Raw genomic sequence first — 18292 nt, 5'->3', positions numbered from 1 at the left:
CTTTCTGTTTGCGACCCTTGCCGCGGATCCAGCACGATACCTGGCTTCGACGGTGGTTGCCGAGCGGATGGCAATCACCCTCGTCATGACCTGCGGGGCTTCATCAATGCCTTCTGTGCGACCGGTTGCGGGTGTCCCGGCTCCGTCAGGGGAGGGTAGGCATATCGCCTGCGGAGACACGCCAAATCCACGGCGTCATCTCCGGGCGGCCTTCGATCATCTCCGCCAGCGCAGCCTCGTACTCGTCATCAGCGCCTGTCGGCACGATAAACATCGCGACCGGCGCAGGTCGTTGTTCAGGCAGTGTCACGGATACGATCGGCTGCTCTCGCGACAGATTGAAACGCAGGCCTTTGACGCTCTTGCGTCTCAAACCTGACAGACTCTCCAGGAGGCGCTGCTCATGAACGCTTTCGAACGGAATCCAGTTCTCATTGACGACCATCATCGCAATTTCCTCGATCGCGGCGATTCCCGCCCGGGAAATTCCAAATGTCGCAATCAGGATCAAATGGAGTTCATCGTTCGACCGCCACAACTCGAGTTCCGTCTCATATCTGGCGCTCAGTCGCTTCCACGCCCCTTGCTCGACCACAAAAGGGAAGGGCAGGTGGCGGACGATAATTTTCTGCCCATCTCGCGTGGGAGCGAACTCTTTGACCTCAGCCACGGCGATCATCAGCCGCCGCGGTCCTGAAGCGGATGCCTGGGCGCCGGCGAGTGCTGCAACCCGGCGGGATGCTATTTTCTCCCGGTCTTCCTGATAAAACACCTCCGGCACGAACAAGATGTCATAGAGTAGGTTGCCGCGGACCGTCATCTGCCGCGCGGCATTGAGCAGGCCGCTGCGAACCCGGCCCCATCCGCGCTTTCCCGCCCATAACGACGTCCATTCCGTCAGTTCCCCGACATCCCACAGATAATGAAGCATCGCCTTCAGCGACAGCTTCTTCGGTTCGCTGCGGACGCTCTCGGAGGATTCCGTCGGCGATGCCGCCACCGTTCGATTGCTCCGTTTCGATAGCGAAAAGTCAAGTTTCAAGACTGCCGAGCCCGTGGCAGCATCGATCCGAATGGCGTTTCCAATGAGAGGGCCGAGGCCCGACAACTCGTAGGGCGGCTCGTAGGACGGGCAGAACGCGTGATGATCACGTCCGGAAAGCGGCATTCGCTTGACCAGAAATTGACCGTCGACCCGAGCGATGTACATCGGAACCGGTGGTTCCTTGCACCGACAAAGTGGCCTGAGCTTCTGTTCATAAGCACATTCGAGCTGCGACTGAAACTCTGGAGAGGTCTCGTCCAACGGCTCTTTGCCGATCAAAAATTGTCGCACATCGTCCCTCGCTTCGGTCACCGAAGGCTGATCAAGCCGGATAGGACGTAGCACAAACTCGCTGGATAATACTAGCGTAAATTAAGCAGTATAATAGGCTGGCTGCGGCGCTTCGCATCGGCAGGAAGCGAATGGGCTTCCGTTTCTGCCTACTGAAACCTGGAACTATCCGACATGATAATTGGAGGTCAGGAACCTGTCGGTTGGAGGAGGAATCGGCGGTAGGCTTGGCGGAAGAGCGAGAGAGCGGCCGGGAAGGCTTGGCCTGACAGCGCGTGGAGAGCGCCTGGGCAGGTCAGTTCGTTCTCACTCTTGCTAGGATTTTCTGTGATGTTATCCGCCTCCGAGCTGGCGGACCGTCTCGCGCGCGATGCCGAGGCGGTCTGCCGCCACTACCTCTCCGCCGGCCGTCGGGCCGGCAATTACTGGATTGTTGGCGATGTCGCCAACAGTAAGGGCCGGTCGCTCTACGTACATCTCTCCGGCCCGCGTGTGGGTAGATGGACGGACGCTGCTACCGGCCAGTATGGCGACCTGCTCGATCTCGTGCGGGAAACCTGCGGGCTGGTCGACTTCCGCGACGTTGCCGATGAAGCATGGCATTTCCTGAGCCTTCCCCAATGCGAACCGGCGTCGTCCCGCAGGGGCGGCGCCCCCGACTATCCGCCGGTCGAGAAATCGGCGGCGGAACGCGCGAGACGCCTGTTCGCCATGACGCAGCCGTTGGCTGGCACCCTTGCAGATGCCTATCTGCGCCAGCGGAGCATCCTTCGGGCATCGACGCATGCGGTGCTCGGCTTCCATCCGTCCTGCTACTATCGGGATCTGGGGACCTGCCGAACGACCAGCTATCCAGCCCTGATCGCGGCCGTCACCGATCCTCATGGGCAGATCACAGGCGTGCACCGCACTTGGCTGGATCCTGGCGGCGAGGGAAAGGCCAAGGTCGAGGACCCCCGCCGCGCGCTTGGGGGTCTTCTCGGCAACGCCGTGCGCCTTCATTTTCCGATCAACGGACCCGTGCCGATCATGGTGGCAGGCGAAGGCCTCGAAACCATACTTTCGCTATCTCACGTGATGCCCGGCTTGCCTATGGCGGCCGCACTCACCGCCAACCACCTCGCGGCTTTCTCACCGCCGGCCGGGTGTCTGCGCCTCTACATCGCCGGCGACGCCGATGCCGCCGGTCGGCACGGGATCGAGAGGTTGAGCCGACGTGCGCAGGCGCTCGGGATCCTGCCGCTGGTGCTTGCCCCGGAGCTCGGCGACTTCAACGAGGATCTGCGCTGGCTCGGCCCGGACCGGCTGACGGCCAACCTGCGGGCGCAGCTCGTTCCGGAGGATGCTATGGCCCATCTGCCCATGTGAGGCTGGCAGAGACAGTGGGCAGTGGTGGCGTTCGTCACAACTGGCAAGGTCGTTCCATGAGGCACTTCCTCCAGGTGGGCGCGCGCCCGCGGGCCTGCGGAGAGGCGACCCTTACCACGCGGCGGCCGGGCCTTCAGCGGGTCAGTCAGGTTTCTTCCCCGCGCCGGCGGAGCCGGCGCTCCTCGCGGGTCAAGAAACCTTCTTGTCCCCGCCCGGCGCTACGCTGGGCCGCAGCACTTCGTGCCGCGGTTCCGGCCCGTCTCCGCGTGAACAGGTTCGCCGTCAGGCCGCGAGAGGCGCGGCCCAACCGACGGAGACCATCATGAGCTTGCCCCTTCCCATCAACGACGCCTTCGAGCCCCATCACGCCTCGTCCCCGACCGACCGCTTCATCTACGAAATGCAGATCTACGGCCATCGCCCTTTCCAGGACGAGCCAGATCCGCGGCCGCTCCCGGAGGAGCCGGTCGTTCAGTCGGCGCTGACCGCGATCTTCGACGCCCTGTTCGAGATGCTCGGCGATACGCGGCTGGAGCCCGATCTCGAAGACCTGCTCTGGTCGACGGTCAACCTCTTCCACCGGGCCGGCGAGCGCATCCAGCGCGAGCTTCAGCGGAACGAGGATGCGCAACGTACCGGACAGCGAGAGCAGGACGGCTCGGAGGTCAAGAGCGTCGAGCTTGAGCGGCTGATCGCCGAAGGCACCACTTTTCTAGAACGCCGCAACGCCTTCGAGTTCATGCGCGACTATGCGGCCGACCTTTTCGAGGCGCAGATCGGATCGGCCTGGCGGCCGCGCAGCGGCTCCAAGGTCAGCCATGCCAACATGACCGCAGCGATGATTGACTCCAGAGACTTCCTTTCCGCCCGCCGCCGCGCCGAGACCGAGGTGCTAATCCCGGCAGGGACCAAGATCGCCTTCTCCGGCGGCATGGACTACAACGATCACCAACTCATCTGGGCGAAGCTCGACCAGGCACACCTGAAGCATCCAGATATGATCCTGCTCCACGGCGGCTCGCCGAAAGGCGCCGAGCGCGTCGCCGCTTGCTGGGCCGAGGCCCGTAAGGTGACGCAGATCACCTTCAAGCCGAACTGGACGAAGCACGCCAAGGCCGCTCCCTTCCGCCGCAACGACGAGATGCTCTCGGTCATGCCGACCGGCGTCATCGTGTTTCCCGGCTCCGGCATCACAGGTAATCTCGCCGATAAGGCACGCCGACTCGGCATCCCGGTTTGGCAGGCGGCGGAGGACGGCGCGTGAGCGCCGTTTTCTCCGTGCGGGGAAAAGCCCGATGGCAATGAGATCGCGTCGCAGGTTACGGCGACGCAATCCGGGTTCGTTCATGTCGTTGGTGGGTGCAACCGCGTATCGAGGGCAAACGCCTCCTGGAACTTCAGCGCATAGGCGCCCGTCGCGCTTCTAGCCAGAAAAATTAGGTTCCAGCTATGCGGCGAGACCGCGCTCGGAATTGCGATGAACCGGTGACGTCGCAGCAGATCATCTCCGAAGGCTTGTTGTCCCGCGCCCGGAATGCCGGGGCGCAGCCAGTTGGGATTGGGCACGCTTCCCGGATCGACAACATGGACATCGCCAGTATCGGCAATGACAGCTGCCGTCATCATATGCGCCACGGTATCGAGCGCCCGGAACCCCTTGTGGACTGCAACTTCAAGGATCGCCGTCGCGGGATCGAGCGAGCAGTAGACCGCACGAACCCCCTTGCTGTTCCAACGGCCGCCAACCCGATAGGCGCCTTCCCCGCTATCCCATGTCGGCGCATGAACAGCCTGATCGAGCCGCCACGCGACCAACTCGGTCCCGCCGAGCGCGATTGGCAAAAGGGTCATGCATAGACGCCGTATTCCAGGCGGTCGAGATGATCCTCGACAAGCTCGACGCCGGCGGGCGTCCCCAGAAGATCGATCGGGCGGCGCTGGTCAAGCCCGATCGCAGGACGCTCCAGCCATTGTTCGGCTTCTGCCTGCGATCCGAAGATATCCGTTGCCTTTGCGAGGATCTCGGCGAATTTCCACGCGCGGCCGCTCTGTTCCTGGCTGAGCGGCTTGGAAGGCGTGTCCTTCCGCCGCTGCCAGGTGCGCAAGCTCATGCCCACGGCCTTTTCGAGGGACTCATTCTTGCCGATAACGACGAGCGTGCCGACAAGATGATCCAACGCGGAAGCAGGCAGGCCGTGCAGAAGAAGCTCATGGGCGTCGAGAGCATTGGTCAGTCGACGCGACAGAATGCGCGAGCCGCCGAGCAATGCTTCGATTTTTTGCAGTTCACCCCCGACTGCTGCTGAAGAAGGTGCTTTTGTTGCGACGGCCATGATCTTTCTCCTGCGTCATCTGTCGTTCACTATATGTCATGCGTCGCGATCAACTTCAAGGATCGAGTGGCGCATTCGACGTATTCGCCGGCGAGCCAGCTCCACGAAGCCCGCGGAGCAGTCTTCGCGCCTGGAAGCGTGACCGATCCCTTGCGCGGCGACTGCCGCGCTGTTCCGACCGTTTGCGTGGAAGGGCGCGGCTGTTTTCGCGAGTGACATTCCGTGTCGAGCGGTCATATCGGATCAACCGGAATATCGCAGCGTCCGGTCGGCGAATTCATCCTACCCGGAGGAAACAGAAAGCTGGCATTTCGACGAATTTGTGTACACAATTGCGCCGAACATGGAGCCTTTGAATGTCTGAACCTCGACCATCTCCCCGCCGGGTGGGCGTGCGGGAGTTTCGCGGCAATCTTACATCCTTCCTGAAGCAGGTTCAGGACGGGCAGAGGTTCGTTCTGACGTCTCATCACAAAATCATTGCCGAAATCGGCCCTCCGTCGGCCGCCGTCATCGTGCGCAAGCCCGGCGCTTTGCGCGGCAGGATCAAAGTTTCTGACGATTTCGACAGCCAGCCCGCAGTCGTCCTGAAAGCGCTGGAAGACGGAAGGTGAAGCTTCAAATTCGCAAGTAGCATCTGGGCAGTAGATTTGCGGTACTCGCCCCAAGCCCAAGCAGAATGGAAGCACATCCGGCGTGTTCGCCGGACCGGGCTCTATTTCGCCGGTGCGCCGGCTCCACGAAGCCCGCGGTGCAGTCTTCGCGCCTGAAGGCGTGACGATCCCTTGCGGGGCGATGACCAAGCTGTTCTGGCGAACGATCATGTCTTCACCGCCGGCATCGTAGCTTCGGTCGGTCTATAGCCCTTCCGATGTTTCCGGCGTGCAAGATCGAGAAAATGCGCCACGGCTTCCTGTTCGGTCCCGAACACGTCAGTCCTCTCGCCGCCACGCCTGCCGATCCGTCCCCAGTTACGCACGACCGCGGTTTCGCCAAACAAGGTCGGCTGGATCCCAAGCATGTAATAGCGCGCCATATTCCGGCTGGCATCAATTCGCTGGAAATGCAGGTGGAACGACATTCGGCTCATGTCGGGAATCATTTCTGCGGGGACCGGCCCTGTCCAACGAGAGTTTTGAATCCTTTGCGGCAGATGGATTCCGTTTTGTGATGTGTTGGCGCGTCATGGGCACTGCAAAGAATCCTCGATGAAGCCGGTCCCGATCGGTCGAGGTGGCCTGGGCGCCGAGGGTTGGGTGTCCGGCGGAATACTGTCGGATCCGTCAACCGGCCCTGCCGAGTGTGTAGCCAAGGATCACGTATTCGATCTCGGAGTGAACAACTCCATCCGGCATTGCCGCACGACCTGCCGCGCCGATGCGATCACCGTGTCGGTCCCGCCGAGCGGCAACGTATGATGGGCAGCGGGCGGGCGCCTTCTCGTTTGCGGCGGTCAGGAGCGGCGAGGGCTTTGCGCAGAATGGCGGTGAGGCATTCCAAGAGCTTGGCCCTCTCGCGCAGCGCCGGATCGGGCTGCCATGATGGTTTGTCCCGCCCTTCGGTCGCACGAGACCATTTCCGTTCTGCATGTCGCCTTTCTAAGGGACCGGCCGCCATCAGCGTCAACCCGCAAGGGGTTCCCCTGCGCTGCGCTGCGGTGACGCCTGCGGCTCGGCCCCTTCCTCGGGCGCCATCGGGAATGGTCCCGAGCAACCGAAGGAGACAATACCATGGCCACCACGATCGCAACCCTGACGCAGAAGACCGACGGCAGCCTCGAAGGCATCTTCGCCACCATCCGGGTCAATGCCCCGATCGCCATCGTCCCGAACGCCCACAAGGCGAGCGAGGAAGCGCCCGACTACCGCATCATCCATCGCAAGACCGGCTTCGAGATCGGCGCGGGTTGGAACCGCATCGCCCGCCAGACTGGCGAGGAATACCTTTCGGTGAAGCTGGAGGCTCCGGAGATCGGCGTGATTTTCGGCAACCTCGCACAAGCCCCCGGCGGCGAGCCGAACCGCAAGGTCATCCTCTGGAACAACCCGAACTGAATGATGGGGGCCGGCTCTGAGCGATCGGGGCCGGCTTTCGCGGTAACACATCTGAGGCGGCCGGCTTGCCCGCCGCCTGTTTTCTGGTGCCAAACGAAACGTGGATTGTCTGCTCAGACCATCAAGTCTGCCGTGAGGACCGTGCCGCCTCAAGGTCGCGCGGCCCCTCCAATTTTGCCTCCGCTGCGGTTCCCTCCGCTCCGACAAAATCGTGTATGGCGCAGGTTACGCTCTCGAGTACCACGATCATTGATGCCCGCATGCCCGGCCTCTGACGGGTTCACGTCGGCGCAAGCAATCGGAACAAGCGCTGTTCTAAACGGATCAGCAGCCGGGACAGGCAAGCGGAGGAGAAAACCAACGGCAAGGCCTATGTATGTCGATACCCAACCTGTGACGCCCGTAGCGGTTCGCAGCCGGTAGTTCCCGTCTCCGTCCACGTCGGCTAAGCGGTGTTCGGAGATAATTGAATTGAGGCCCGTGTGAATTAATCTGTGGGATCGAAATGCGGGTCGATAGCTCCGGGTCTTCAAATCATGCCGGAACGAGGTTAGATCAGCCTCTGTAACCGTTCGAACCGTGATTGCCATGATGCGCTTTCGTGGAAGCCAGGATATCAGCAAATAGTTACACCGACCTTGGAAAGCTTCGAAACCTGCCGGTGAACCGCCGACATCAATTTCCCTTCCCCTATCCTCCCAACCATCAGAAAATTTTCTCATGACCAATCCCATCAGCGTCCATTCGATGCCCGGAACGTGCTTTTTCGATCTGGCTCCTGCTGCGGGCGGCGAGCCCTATCGCATATTCCTTTCCATTCCGGCGGAGAGACCGCCGGCGGGAGGATGGCCGCTTCTCGTGATGACCGACGGTAACGCCACTTTCCCCTTCGCGGTCGCCAGCTTGGTTACGCAGGCACCTTACCCTACGGGAACGAATGTCGGTTGGGGAGTGATCGCGGCGATCGGTTACCCGCCCGACGAGCCCTATGATCCGCTTCGCCGGTCCTGGGACCTGGGGCCTCCGCCGGTCAAATCCTATCCGCCGTTCGTCGAGGGCGGTCCCCCGGTCGTTATCGGAGGGACCGGTAAGCTGCTGGATTTCATCGAGAACGAGCTTATACCGCGGATTGCAGAGATGGTGATCCTGGATCCGATGCGCCGATCGCTTTTCGGACATTCCTTCGGCGGCCTCTTTACTCTCTATGCCCTGTTCGAGCGTCCGGGCCTGTTTGCCAATTGGATTGCGGCCAGCCCAACCATCTATTGGGAAAACAGTGAAATCCTCAATAATGAGGCGCAGCGTCAAAACGCACCGGGCAATGCACCCTTCCTGCATTTGTCCGCCGGAGAATACGAAGGCGATGCGCTGGCACCCTTCCAGTACCGGAACGAGGATGCCACTGCACGTCTGGAGAAGAGGAAGATGGAGCGGACCGTCCTCCTGGCGCGGGAAATGGCGGAGCGATTAAACGGCACTGCCGACGGATTGCGCTCCGAATTCGAGCTTTATGCCGGTGAGACCCACATGTCCGTTCTTGCGGCGGCCGTGAATCGCGCGGTAGGCATCGCGTTCGCACTCCAGGGTTTGGCCGACGGGTGACACTTTCCGCAAGGCCACATCGGGTTCAGGATTGCGTCGTCTTTCGTATTGCCTGCGTCATGGGCGAACCCTCAGCTGACACCGCGCTTGCGCATCATCAGCATCAAGAACGGCGCTCCGATGAGTGCGGAAACAAGGCCGGCCGGGATCTGGTAGGGCGATACGATCGTGCGGCCGACGAAATCAGCCGCGACCATGAGCCCCCCTCCGATCAGCGCGGCACCAACCATTTGCGGCAGCGCGCGTGCCAATCCCGCCTCGCGCGCAAGGTGAGGTCCCATGAGGCCGATGAATGACAATGGGCCAACCGTGAGCGTCGCGGCAGCCGTCAACAATCCTGCGAGGCCAAAAAGCGCAAATCGCGATTTCGCCAAGGGTATACCGACCGCCGCCGAAGGCGACGGCCCAAGAGGAAGGATGTCAAGCCAGCGGCGAGCGGCGAGGGAGACGGCAATCAGCACGGCGCCGAGCGCCACCTCCATTGCAGCGGTCGAACCCTCGATAAGATAGGTGGACCCGCTCATCCATCGCATCAGCAGAACTGCTCTCGGATCTCCCGTCGAGCTCAACACGCCGACGACGGCATCGACCATCGCGCTTAAGGCAATGCCCGCAAGCAGGACTCGTTCAGGCGCGAACGCCGATCGCCGGGAGCTGACGAAGATGACAAAAAGAACGCTGATCGCACCGGCCACGGCAAATGCAAATTGCCCGGAAAACCCTGGAGCGACGGCAAACAGGGCAATTGCAACACCGAAGGTCGCGCCGGCGCTGATTCCCAGAACTTCGGGACTTGCCATTTCGTTTCCGGTCAGCCGCTGAAGGATCGAGCCCGCGACCGCAAGCATGGCGCCCGATGTCAGGGCGGCGAGGATTTTAGGCATCCTGATAGCAAGGACATCGTACGAAAATTCGCCGGATGTAAAAGCCCAGCCGCCATTGACGTCGCGTCCGAGAAAAGCGCTGACCAACAACAGGACGAGCAGGCCGGCGGCCGCGATGACGACCGGTCGGGTTCCATCCCATCGACGTGGCCGTCTGAACGCCGGCGATTGTAATCTATGACGGATCCTCAGCCGGGGCAGGAGCGCGAGAAGCAGCGGCGAGCCGAAGATGGCTGTCACCGCCCCCGTCGGCAAGAAATCACCCAGTCCGCCGGCGACGAGTTGCAGGATGGAGTCGGCGAAGAACAGCAGTCCGGCGCCGATCAGGGGAGACCAGAGGATGAGTTGCGCGGGACGCCGTGCTCCGGACAATCGTGCAATCGTCGGCGCGACCAGTCCGATGAAACCAATCACCCCAACGGCGCTCGTGACAAATGCAGCAAGCGCGACGGCAAGGGCGATGACAATGAAACGCAGACGGACCAATCTGACGCCGAGTGCCGTGGAACTGCTCTCGCCAAGATCGAGCAGCGAAAGCGGTCTCATCACGAAAGCGCAGCTGATGGCGATGACAGCCAACTTCCAAAGAAGCGATAAGGGAATGACCCAGCTTTGCTGTGCCAGCGAGCCGGCGCCCCAGATGAACAGGCTCGAGAGATAGCGCTGGTTCAAATAGGTCAGGATGGCGGCGAGGCCGCCGCACCAAAGACTGAGAACCAGCCCCGACAGAACAAGCGAATAAGGCGAAAAACCGCGGCGCGCGCCCAGGCTGACGACGATCACAGCAGCGGCCGCACTGCCGATCAGAGCGACAAGATCGCGGCCGGCGCCAAGCAGGTCGGGGAGAAACAGCGATGTTACCACCAGCGCCAGGTTTGCTCCGGCCGACACGCCGAGGGTGGTAGGATCGGCGAGCGGGTTTCGCAAAACTTGCTGAAACAGCGCACCGGACAAGGCAAGCGCGGCTCCGGCAATCAGCGCCGTCGCAAGACGGGGAAGCGTCGAATAGTAGAACACCATTCGCGTGACATCGTAATCCGGTCGAGCCATTTCTGACAGCGCAGGAGCGGCAAGAAACCACGATGCCACGCCTCCACCGCACATCAGGAGGAGGAAGACAATTGCTGGCCCGATATTGTCGCGGCGGGAAACCATCAAGCTTCCTTTTCCAGAAGATCCGTCAAGAGACCCGCGAAGCGCATGGCCTCGTTCACCATCCCGAACATCAGGGCTGGCGGCAGAATCGACAGATGGCCTGGACGTGCAAACGAAAGCCTGTTCCACAACGGGCTCTGAGCGAGTTTCGGAAGAACGTCCGGAGGAATGGGGTCAAAGGCGATCAGACGCGCGTCCGGATCGGTGACCTTGGAGAGATCTTCAATCCCGATCGTTTCAAAGCCCCAATAATTCGACTCTCTCGTCCAAGCGTTCCGGACACCGATGCGCTCGAGCACATTGTGGAACAGTCCGGGACTCGAATAGATGCGGGCATGGCGGGCATCCATGAAATTCACAAGGGCGACCGGCGGCAGGTTCTTGCCCACCAGGCGACTGCGGCATTGCGCAAAAAAGGCGTCGGCTCGCGCGAGAAACTGCTCTGCTTCATTCTCACGACCAAGCTCAACAGCCAATTTCCGCGTCGCCGCGATGGCAGCGGGAAGTATAGATCCAATGCCCGGCGTAAAGACTTCCAGCCGAACGACTTTCGCCACCGACTGCAGCTTGGGCAACAGCTCATCCAGGTAGGGTGTGGTCAAGATAATGTCGGGCTTCAGCGTGACGAGAATTTCAAAATTGACCTCGAACGCACTGCCGATATCGACGACGGATTTCGGCATCGGCGGCTCGACAACCCATCTGTCCCAATCGGCGAGGTCCGAAATCCCGACCGGAGGCAATCCGAGAGATAAAAGAGTGGACGCAAGACCATAGTCGAGGCTGACGATCCTTAGGTCCATCGACTGTGCAAACAGCGGAGCTGGAATGAGCGAGGTCGCCGCGAATTGCAAAAAGGAGCGCCGCGAAACCTCCATTGAACGCCCAGCCTCAGCAAACATAGGCGAGCGGATAGGGCAGGTTGGGCGCGGAGATCACATCCATGTCGATCCCATAGATTTCTTGCAGCCTGTTCGGCGCGAGGATCGCGCTCGGCGTTCCGCTGGCAACCACGCGACCGCGTTTCAATGCATGGATCCGATCGCAGAAGCGAGCCGCCATGTTGATGTCGTGGAGAACGATGACGACACTCCTTCCACCTTCATGCGCCAAGCGTCGCACAAGTGAGAGCACCTCGATCTGATGCGCAACGTCGAGTGCCGCAGTCGGTTCGTCGAGCAACAGGCAGCGAGCATCCTGAGCGATCAGCATTGCAATCCAGGCACGTTGCCGCTCACCGCCCGATAGTGTTCCCACGATACGGTTAGCGAACGTTTCGATATGCGTGGCTCGAAGGGCGTCCTCGACTTTCTCTTCATCGTTCTTGGTGAAGCGGCCGAGCGCTCCGTGCCAGGGATAACGACCACATCCCACAAGCTCGCGGACCGTCATTTCCGATCCGGTCGTGACATCCTGGGGCAGATATGCGACCGAACGCGCAAAGGCGCGTTCGCTATACATCCTCAGATCCTGGTTCCCGTAAGAGATCGATCCAGTGCTCGGCGTAAGTTGGCGAGCTAACATTTTGAGAAGACTTGATTTTCCGGAGCCGTTGTGGCCAACCAGCGCGACAACTTCTCCTGCCGGAAATTTAAGACTGACGTCGCAGAGAATTTCGTTCCGCTCTATCAAAAGACCTATATTTTCGGCGACAAAAGTTTCAGCCGTTCGAGGCGGATCTTGCATCGGGAGTATAGCCACGTGACATCCTTTAACCGGGTGATAGGTCGGTACTAAAGATGAGAGCGGCAATCAACTATTTTCGTTAGTCCTCCGCCTAAGTCCTCGTCATCCTCTCGCAAGCGGCCAACCTTTCGGCCAACGACGCTGGCTTCTGTGCCACCCTGCGTTAAAAGCGATTGAGGAAATGAGGAAGCAAGAATCCTCTCCGGCGTGCATCTTTCTGAAGAAATTTCGTGACTATCATTATTTATCAGTCGGTTGCAAGATTCCTCGCGAGGCGTCCGCAAGAGAGTAGGCAACTCCAGATTGCGCAATGTGGCATAAGCTGAATTATGGAACCGCGCTATCGGCTGTTAGCCGAACTTCGACGACAGATGGTCAGCTCTACCTAAGCACCGACGACTCGTCACCACTTTTGCGGCCTTCCTGGAGGCGAAGGGCCCTCCCGCCCTTCGGATCAGTTTGAAGATCGGCCGTTCAGCCCCACTTCATTTCTCCCTTGGCAACCTTGGAGCCGATGTCGAGCGCAACGCCCATGCCGAGACCGGGGAAGCGGGCTTCCATGGCGGCCTTCAGCGCGGTGGAATCGGCGGCCTTGGCGAGTTCTTCCTCGAAAGCGAGCAGATAGCTCTTCGTGTGTTCGACGGCGGACAGGTCGGCTGCCGCTTCCGGCATCATGTGGCCGGGAACGACGATCGTCGGCTTGCGGGCGCTGATCTTGTCGAGGGTGGCCACCCAAGCGGCACGCTGCTCCGGAGCCTGGGTGTCGGCCGTCCACACATGAACGCCGGAGAAAATCATGACGCCCCCGAAAACAGCGTTCAGCGATGGCACGACCAGGTACCGGCGATTGCCTAACCCTGCTTCGGCGGCGACAATCTCGACGGTTTCACCATCGACTGTGAGGCTTGGAGCGTCGAAGGCTTCCGGCATGACGATGTCTGCAAGGGTCTGCGGGCCGTTCTCCTTGAGCTGCGGCCCCCAAACGGCAAGCTTTTTCTCGACGCTGCCCTTGATCGCAGCAATCGTGTCGGAGGCGGCCAGCACTTTTGTTCCGGGAAAGGCTTCGAAGACCGGCTTCATGCCGAAGTAATAGTCCGGATCGGACTGGCTGACATAAATCGCGGTCAGCGTCTTGCCCGTGGCCTTGATGGCTTCCGCCAGCGCACGGCCGTCGGGATAGCTGAACCCGCCATCGATCAGCAACGCTTCGCTGTGGCCGGTCAGCAGCACCGGAGCGCGAAAGAAGCCATTCTGACCGGCGGGGAAGTGCTTCCAGGCCAGCTTTGATCCGGTCGCGTTACCGAAACCGGCAGGCGCAAAAACGGCAACGGCGCCGGCTGCGAGCGTGGTTTTCATGATTTCTCTCCTTGAATACATGGTTGTCTCCGATGATCGTCAGTTTCGATTTTCTGCTGCTGCGAGTGTTGCCCCTGCGGCGGGGTTTGTCGGTAGGTTCATGGAACGGTTGCTGAAAATGAACGATCACGCCGCATGAAGCTCGGCAGCAAGCCGGTCAAAGCCGCCGAATAGGGCATCACTGCGCAGCATGCGGCGCTTATCGCCGTTGCCAATGAAAAGCGCGGGGACACCATCCATCCGGAATGCAGCCATGAGTTGGCGGGACTTCCCGATCCTGTTGCGATAGATATTGAGCAGAGCCTCGTCCGGAGCCCGGACACGAGCGGCGGCATCGGAAAACCCGGCCTGATCGAGAACGTCGGCCACGACAGCGATCTCCGAGGTGTTGTGGCCGTCAACGTAGCGAGCGTTTTGAAGTGCCGTCAGGGCATCGCGTTCCCTGTCGAGTTGCGTCACCCCGACGGCTATGATCCCAAGCGTCGCAGGGGCGGAGTCGAACATACTGTCTGCGCCCCCGAGAACCTGATCGCGGTAGAGCTGGCTGAAGACCTGTCCCGTGAGCTGGTTGATCCGCTGGTCATTATGCCAGGCATAGGCTGCGAAGCGTTCATCCAGCGGACGGGCGCCTTCGCCCGCGAAGAGCCCGGTGGGCGCAAGCTCGACGGTGAGATTGTCGAGCTTGGCCATTTTGTCGAGCGCGGGCGCCGCACCATAGCACCAGCCGCAAAGCGGATCGTAGAGATAGGTAAGATGCATATCGGACCATCCTTGAAGCGATGGACAACAGATAGTGCACTTCTATTGAGTGATAAATATTGTTAAATGTGACAGAATGTATGTCAAAAACTTACAATCAAATGGAAGAAGGCTATGGAGGCTGTCAACCTCAATCGGCTGGCCTATTTTGCAGCCGTCGTCGATACCGGCTCGTTCACGAAAGCTGCCGAGCGCCTCGCGATCACGAAGACGGTCGTCAGCCAGCAGGTTGCGCGGCTGGAAGCTGAGTTGAAAACCAGCTTGCTTCTCCGGACAACACGACGCGTCGAGCCGACTGAGGCCGGCAAGCTTCTCTACGCGCGCTGCGTCATGATCTTCCGCGAAGCCGGGGACGCGGTCGATGAAATCACCCGCGCAAATGCCGAGCCGACAGGCATGCTACGCATTGCTGCGCCCAATGATTATGGTGCGAGCACGATCGCTCCGATTGCTGCGGCCTTTATCCGTAAGTACCCCGCTTGCAGGGTCGAGCTTCTGCTCGCCGATACGAAGATGGATCTGCTCGCCAATCAGATCGACCTGTCGATCCGCGTTGGATGGCTTGATGACTCCAGTCACCAAGCGAGACGGATCGGTTCGTTCCGGCAGTTTCTTGTGGCGTCCCCCAGCTTCTTCGCCACGCTCAGTTTGAATAGTCCAGAGGATGCGGCGGGCCAGCCGTTTATCGCCAACCTGGCCCTCAAGGAACCGGTGGTTTGGAGGTTTATCCAGGGCGATTTCGACCGGCGGACCGTGCGGATGCAACAGAGCCTCATGAGCAATTCGACGCCTGCGGTTCTCGCGGCCACGCTTGCGGGGGCAGGCATATCCGTCCTGCCGGATTTTCTGGCTGGAGAGCATATAGAGGCTGGCCGACTGATAAGATTGTTGCCGGACTGGACCCTGCCTGCCGGAGGAATTTATGTCGTCTATCCGGCAGCTCGGTTTCGTCAGCCCAAGGTCACGGCTTTTGTCGCAATGCTGACTGGTAGTTGCTAGCGCGGCCTGAGTTACTTCCCCTACGTCGCCTCGCCAACGCGCAGGTATACGGTGGCAGGAATTGGTATGTCGCCGCAGGGTTTTGCAAAGGAAATTCCGACGCCATATTCTCTCTTTGACGATGACCCCTTCCCCAAGTTCGTTCAGGCGCTATGGTGTGGGAAACCAAGAGCGAACATCCTGATGACGGAACAAGATAGCAGCCACCTCCTGGAGCGGATGACGATTGTCGGTGATCTTGAGGTCGCCTCCTTTGTTCCCTGGATCCGGCGCCACGCTGCCAAGCTTGGGCTCTCGCACACCATATCTCATACGAGTCCCATCCGGATCGAACTTGAGGTTGCTGGGCCGGAAGAGCTGATCGACATGATGGAGATGGGATGCTCTCTCGGGCCTATCGACGTATGGGTCGAGAGGATAGAACGCACAGCGCTCAGCGCCAAAAGATCTAGTGCCGGGCTGTAGGATATTTCCTCCGTGCATATTATTTACTCAATGTTGCCAATGCGAAATAATTATGCAAACCTGATGGGGTTGCGGCCGAATTGCCTCGACGCCGACGCTGGACTTGATCGGCAAGCATTTGGTTTTGTTTGGGAATTCTAGTCATGCCTTCCGATACGACGGGCTTTTGGACGCCAGTCGCCCTGTCCCGGGATTTGCCGGCCGGAACCGTCATGCCGGCTTGGACGGCGGCCGGATCGATTGCCCTGTGGCGCAGCGCTTCGGGGCGCATATCGGCATCGGCGGATCGCTGTCCGCATCGCGGCATGCGCCTGTCTCACGGCTTCGTGCGCGGCGAGGCGCTCTCCTGCATCTATCACGGCTGGAGCTATGGCCAGGGGGGAAACTGTCTCCGCATCCCCGCCCATCCGGGGCTGACGCCACCGGAAACCATCCGCGTCGCCACCCATGATGTCGAGGAAGCGGACAGCGTGATCTGGGTGGCCGTGGGCGCCCCCGCATCGAAGCCGCCGGGGCTCGACGGCCTCATTCCCCTGCGCTCCCTGACGGCATTCGCCGGCATCGCCGCGATCGAGGCGGCAGCCGGCGGCAAGGCGAGCCCTGATGGTCTTGTCGAGATCGAGGCACCCACCGGGAGCATCTGTCTGCTATTATCCGCCCGAGAAGACGGACAGACGTTGATCCATGTACTGCTAAAGGGTGATACCGGCCTTGCCGCGAGTATCGACGCTTCATGGGTCGCCGAAAGCCTGCGGCGCCGGGCTGAGGGTCTTCAGAAAAAGGAGATCGCGCAATGACCATGCAGGCGATGATCGACGAATGGTATCCGGTCGGGCTTTTCAGCCAGCTCGACAAGGCCGGCCGTAAGACGGCGCTGATGGGCGAGCCGATCGACGTGGCGCGCGACGCCGATGGCAATGCGAAGGTGACGGGCGGCGATGGCCGCGTTCTGCCGGTGCGTGTCCGTTACGGTCATGTCTGGTCCTCCCTCGGCCAGCCGAAGAAAGAACTTTTCCCCATTCCTGAAGCGGACCAGCCCGGCCGCCGCTTCGTCGATGTCGGCGTGGTGCGGGTGCGCTGCTCGCCGCTGCGTGCCGTTGAGAATTTCCTCGACATCGCCCATTTCCCCTTCGTCCACACCGACATTCTCGGCGCAGAGCCGCACACCGAGGTCCAGAACTACAAGGTCGAGATCCGAGAGGAAGAAGACGAGGTCTGGGCAACGCAGGTGAAATTCTATCAGCCGCAGGCCGCCAAGTCGGCAAGCGGCGGGATCACGACGGAATACATGTACCGCGTGCCGGCGCCCACCTGCTCCGTGCTTTACAAGACCTGCCCGCCGCGCCCGAGCGAGTGGGATGTCATCACACTCTTCGTGCAGCCGCTGGCCGAGGACCTCTGCGACGTCTGGCCGTGGATGGCGCTCTTCGATGACGAGACCGCGATGACCGACCTCATTCATTTCCAGCAGACGATCTTTCTGCAAGACCGTTCGATCCTCGAAAACCAGATCCCGCGGCTGCTGCCGCTCGACCCCGGCATGGAAATTCCGACGCGGGCCGATCTGACATCGATCGCCTACCGGCGCTGGCTGAAGCGCCATAATTATACCTACGGCGCACAGCTGGTGGCGCAATGAAGCTCTACGACTATATTCTCTCGCCGAGTTGCTACAAGGTGCGCCTGATGGCGGCGCTGACCGGCGTGAAGCTTGACCTTCGCCCGGTGGATTTCCATCCCGGCGCCGAGCATCGTGGCGCCGAGCTGCTTGCACTCAATCCGGCAGGCTCCATTCCGATCCTGGAGGATGGCGACCTGATCCTGACCGAGTCGTCGGCGATCCTTGTCTATCTCGCTGCCACGGCGGCACCCGAGTGGCTCGGTGACGGCAAGGCCGAGGAAGCGGCGCGGGTGCAGCAATGGCTGTCGTTCTCCGGCCGGCTGACGGCAAGCCTTGGGGCAGCGCGGCTCCATGAAATGCTGCTGCGTCCCGGCGACATCGATGCGCTGCAGGCCCAGGGCATCGCCGCCCTTCGCGAGCTTGAAGCCGGGCTTGTCGAGCAGGGTCTTCGCGGCATGCGTTTCCTCGCCGCCGACCGGCCGACAATTGCCGACATCGCCTGCTTTCCCTATGTGGCGCTGGCGCCTGATGGCGGCGTCACGCTGGATGCTTATCCTGCGATCCGGCTCTGGTCCCGCGCGCTGCGCGCCCTCGACAGGTTTATCGAAATGCCCGGCATTCATCGGCTGCACGAGTTGAAGCCCGAACCCCAGATCGAACCGGGCGAGGCGTGA

Annotated in this window: 19 protein-coding genes; 10 read left to right on the top strand and 9 right to left on the bottom strand. The window is 60.9% G+C overall.

Features of this window, described 5'->3' with window-relative positions; genetic code table 11:
- Positions 1 to 145 precede the first annotated feature (145 nt).
- The gene (locus B5P46_RS26690; protein WP_129421396.1) at positions 146 to 1336 is read right to left on the bottom strand and encodes a DUF1173 domain-containing protein; all 1191 of its coding nucleotides are present in this window, start codon (positions 1334 to 1336) and stop codon (positions 146 to 148) included.
- 330 nt (positions 1337 to 1666) lie between these two features.
- Between B5P46_RS26690 and B5P46_RS26685 the strand changes: the two genes are divergently transcribed.
- Both B5P46_RS26685 and B5P46_RS26675 read left to right on the top strand, forming a co-directional pair.
- Positions 1667 to 2704, top strand: a complete 1038-nt coding sequence (locus B5P46_RS26685; protein WP_129421353.1) for a DUF7146 domain-containing protein — start codon at positions 1667 to 1669, stop codon at positions 2702 to 2704.
- Positions 2705 to 3026: 322 nt separating this feature from the next.
- Positions 3027 to 3968, top strand: coding sequence for a DUF2493 domain-containing protein (locus tag B5P46_RS26675; protein ID WP_129421352.1), 942 nt, complete (start codon positions 3027 to 3029; stop codon positions 3966 to 3968).
- 80 nt (positions 3969 to 4048) lie between these two features.
- Here the strand turns inward: B5P46_RS26675 and B5P46_RS26670 are convergent, their stop codons facing one another.
- Together B5P46_RS26670 and parS are read right to left on the bottom strand one after the other, a co-directional pair.
- Positions 4049 to 4555: an RES family NAD+ phosphorylase gene (locus tag B5P46_RS26670; RefSeq protein WP_129421351.1), complete on the bottom strand. Its 507-nt coding sequence runs from the start codon at positions 4553 to 4555 to the stop codon at positions 4049 to 4051.
- On the bottom strand, positions 4552 to 5037 hold the full coding sequence (gene parS / locus B5P46_RS26665; RefSeq protein WP_129421350.1) for a type II RES/Xre toxin-antitoxin system antitoxin: 486 nt from the start codon (positions 5035 to 5037) through the stop codon (positions 4552 to 4554). Before parS ends, B5P46_RS26670 begins: the two co-directional genes overlap by 4 nt.
- A gap of 356 nt (positions 5038 to 5393) precedes the next feature.
- Between parS and B5P46_RS26660 the strand changes: the two genes are divergently transcribed.
- Positions 5394 to 5651, top strand: coding sequence for an antitoxin of toxin-antitoxin stability system (locus tag B5P46_RS26660; protein ID WP_129421349.1), 258 nt, complete (start codon positions 5394 to 5396; stop codon positions 5649 to 5651).
- A gap of 206 nt (positions 5652 to 5857) precedes the next feature.
- On the opposite strand, the gene B5P46_RS26655 is transcribed toward B5P46_RS26660, so the two are convergent.
- Positions 5858 to 6139 carry a WGR domain-containing protein gene (locus B5P46_RS26655; RefSeq protein WP_129421348.1) on the bottom strand — a complete coding sequence of 94 codons (282 nt, stop codon included), beginning with the start codon at positions 6137 to 6139 and terminating at the stop codon, positions 5858 to 5860.
- Positions 6140 to 6767: 628 nt separating this feature from the next.
- Between B5P46_RS26655 and B5P46_RS26650 the strand changes: the two genes are divergently transcribed.
- A complete protein-coding gene (locus B5P46_RS26650) occupies positions 6768 to 7091 on the top strand; it encodes a DUF736 domain-containing protein (RefSeq protein WP_129421347.1) in 324 nt (107 codons plus the stop codon).
- Between the two features lie 720 nt (positions 7092 to 7811).
- A complete protein-coding gene (locus B5P46_RS26645; protein WP_129421346.1) occupies positions 7812 to 8693 on the top strand; it encodes an alpha/beta hydrolase in 882 nt (293 codons plus the stop codon).
- A 71-nt stretch (positions 8694 to 8764) separates the two neighbouring features.
- On the opposite strand, the gene fhuB is transcribed toward B5P46_RS26645, so the two are convergent.
- The 5 genes from fhuB to B5P46_RS26620 form a co-directional block, all read right to left on the bottom strand.
- Entirely contained in the window at positions 8765 to 10732 is a 1968-nt protein-coding gene (gene fhuB / locus B5P46_RS26640; protein ID WP_129421395.1) for a Fe(3+)-hydroxamate ABC transporter permease FhuB, read from the bottom strand.
- Positions 10732 to 11610: an iron-siderophore ABC transporter substrate-binding protein gene (locus B5P46_RS26635; RefSeq protein WP_129421345.1), complete on the bottom strand. Its 879-nt coding sequence runs from the start codon at positions 11608 to 11610 to the stop codon at positions 10732 to 10734. The genes fhuB and B5P46_RS26635 overlap by 1 nt, the downstream gene beginning before the upstream one ends.
- 13 nt (positions 11611 to 11623) lie before the next feature.
- Positions 11624 to 12418 carry an ABC transporter ATP-binding protein gene (locus B5P46_RS26630; protein ID WP_129421394.1) on the bottom strand — a complete coding sequence of 265 codons (795 nt, stop codon included), beginning with the start codon at positions 12416 to 12418 and terminating at the stop codon, positions 11624 to 11626.
- Positions 12419 to 12892: 474 nt separating this feature from the next.
- Positions 12893 to 13795, bottom strand: coding sequence for an MBL fold metallo-hydrolase (locus tag B5P46_RS26625; protein ID WP_164986554.1), 903 nt, complete (start codon positions 13793 to 13795; stop codon positions 12893 to 12895).
- Positions 13796 to 13900: 105 nt separating this feature from the next.
- Positions 13901 to 14533: a DsbA family protein gene (locus tag B5P46_RS26620; protein ID WP_129421343.1), complete on the bottom strand. Its 633-nt coding sequence runs from the start codon at positions 14531 to 14533 to the stop codon at positions 13901 to 13903.
- Between the two features lie 114 nt (positions 14534 to 14647).
- Here B5P46_RS26620 and B5P46_RS26615 point away from each other — a divergent pair, with 114 nt between their 5' ends.
- The 5 genes from B5P46_RS26615 to B5P46_RS26595 all read left to right on the top strand — a co-directional run bounded on the left by B5P46_RS26615 (position 14648) and on the right by B5P46_RS26595 (position 18292).
- Entirely contained in the window at positions 14648 to 15532 is an 885-nt protein-coding gene (locus tag B5P46_RS26615; RefSeq protein ID WP_129421342.1) for a LysR family transcriptional regulator, read from the top strand.
- Positions 15533 to 15715: 183 nt separating this feature from the next.
- Positions 15716 to 15997: an acylphosphatase gene (locus tag B5P46_RS26610; RefSeq protein WP_129421393.1), complete on the top strand. Its 282-nt coding sequence runs from the start codon at positions 15716 to 15718 to the stop codon at positions 15995 to 15997.
- A 143-nt stretch (positions 15998 to 16140) separates the two neighbouring features.
- Entirely contained in the window at positions 16141 to 16794 is a 654-nt protein-coding gene (locus B5P46_RS26605; RefSeq protein WP_129421341.1) for a Rieske 2Fe-2S domain-containing protein, read from the top strand.
- Positions 16791 to 17636, top strand: coding sequence for an aromatic ring-hydroxylating oxygenase subunit alpha (locus B5P46_RS26600; RefSeq protein WP_129421340.1), 846 nt, complete (start codon positions 16791 to 16793; stop codon positions 17634 to 17636). Before B5P46_RS26605 ends, B5P46_RS26600 begins: the two co-directional genes overlap by 4 nt.
- Positions 17633 to 18292: a glutathione S-transferase family protein gene (locus B5P46_RS26595; protein WP_129421339.1), complete on the top strand. Its 660-nt coding sequence runs from the start codon at positions 17633 to 17635 to the stop codon at positions 18290 to 18292. The genes B5P46_RS26600 and B5P46_RS26595 overlap by 4 nt, the downstream gene beginning before the upstream one ends.

It is taken from the genome of Rhizobium leguminosarum (assembly GCF_004123835.1).
Lineage (GTDB): Bacteria > Pseudomonadota > Alphaproteobacteria > Rhizobiales > Rhizobiaceae > Rhizobium > Rhizobium leguminosarum_M.
The sequence above is the reverse complement of the archived record's forward strand: the minus strand, read 5'-3'. Positions and strand labels throughout refer to the sequence as shown.

Coding starts and splice junctions, on each gene's coding strand:
- B5P46_RS26660 (WP_129421349.1), top strand. CDS start 5,394: ATGTCTGAACCTCGACCATCTCCCCGCCGGGTGGGCGTGCGGGAGTTT.
- B5P46_RS26630 (WP_129421394.1), bottom strand. CDS start 12,418: ATGCAAGATCCGCCTCGAACGGCTGAAACTTTTGTCGCCGAAAATATA.
- B5P46_RS26595 (WP_129421339.1), top strand. CDS start 17,633: ATGAAGCTCTACGACTATATTCTCTCGCCGAGTTGCTACAAGGTGCGC.
- B5P46_RS26610 (WP_129421393.1), top strand. CDS start 15,716: ATGACGGAACAAGATAGCAGCCACCTCCTGGAGCGGATGACGATTGTC.
- B5P46_RS26645 (WP_129421346.1), top strand. CDS start 7,812: ATGACCAATCCCATCAGCGTCCATTCGATGCCCGGAACGTGCTTTTTC.
- B5P46_RS26615 (WP_129421342.1), top strand. CDS start 14,648: ATGGAGGCTGTCAACCTCAATCGGCTGGCCTATTTTGCAGCCGTCGTC.
- parS (WP_129421350.1), bottom strand. CDS start 5,037: ATGGCCGTCGCAACAAAAGCACCTTCTTCAGCAGCAGTCGGGGGTGAA.
- B5P46_RS26655 (WP_129421348.1), bottom strand. CDS start 6,139: ATGATTCCCGACATGAGCCGAATGTCGTTCCACCTGCATTTCCAGCGA.
- B5P46_RS26600 (WP_129421340.1), top strand. CDS start 16,791: ATGACCATGCAGGCGATGATCGACGAATGGTATCCGGTCGGGCTTTTC.
- B5P46_RS26675 (WP_129421352.1), top strand. CDS start 3,027: ATGAGCTTGCCCCTTCCCATCAACGACGCCTTCGAGCCCCATCACGCC.
- B5P46_RS26625 (WP_164986554.1), bottom strand. CDS start 13,795: ATGTATTCAAGGAGAGAAATCATGAAAACCACGCTCGCAGCCGGCGCC.
- fhuB (WP_129421395.1), bottom strand. CDS start 10,732: ATGGTTTCCCGCCGCGACAATATCGGGCCAGCAATTGTCTTCCTCCTC.
- B5P46_RS26620 (WP_129421343.1), bottom strand. CDS start 14,533: ATGCATCTTACCTATCTCTACGATCCGCTTTGCGGCTGGTGCTATGGT.
- B5P46_RS26685 (WP_129421353.1), top strand. CDS start 1,667: ATGTTATCCGCCTCCGAGCTGGCGGACCGTCTCGCGCGCGATGCCGAG.
- B5P46_RS26605 (WP_129421341.1), top strand. CDS start 16,141: ATGCCTTCCGATACGACGGGCTTTTGGACGCCAGTCGCCCTGTCCCGG.
- B5P46_RS26650 (WP_129421347.1), top strand. CDS start 6,768: ATGGCCACCACGATCGCAACCCTGACGCAGAAGACCGACGGCAGCCTC.
- B5P46_RS26670 (WP_129421351.1), bottom strand. CDS start 4,555: ATGACCCTTTTGCCAATCGCGCTCGGCGGGACCGAGTTGGTCGCGTGG.
- B5P46_RS26635 (WP_129421345.1), bottom strand. CDS start 11,610: ATGGAGGTTTCGCGGCGCTCCTTTTTGCAATTCGCGGCGACCTCGCTC.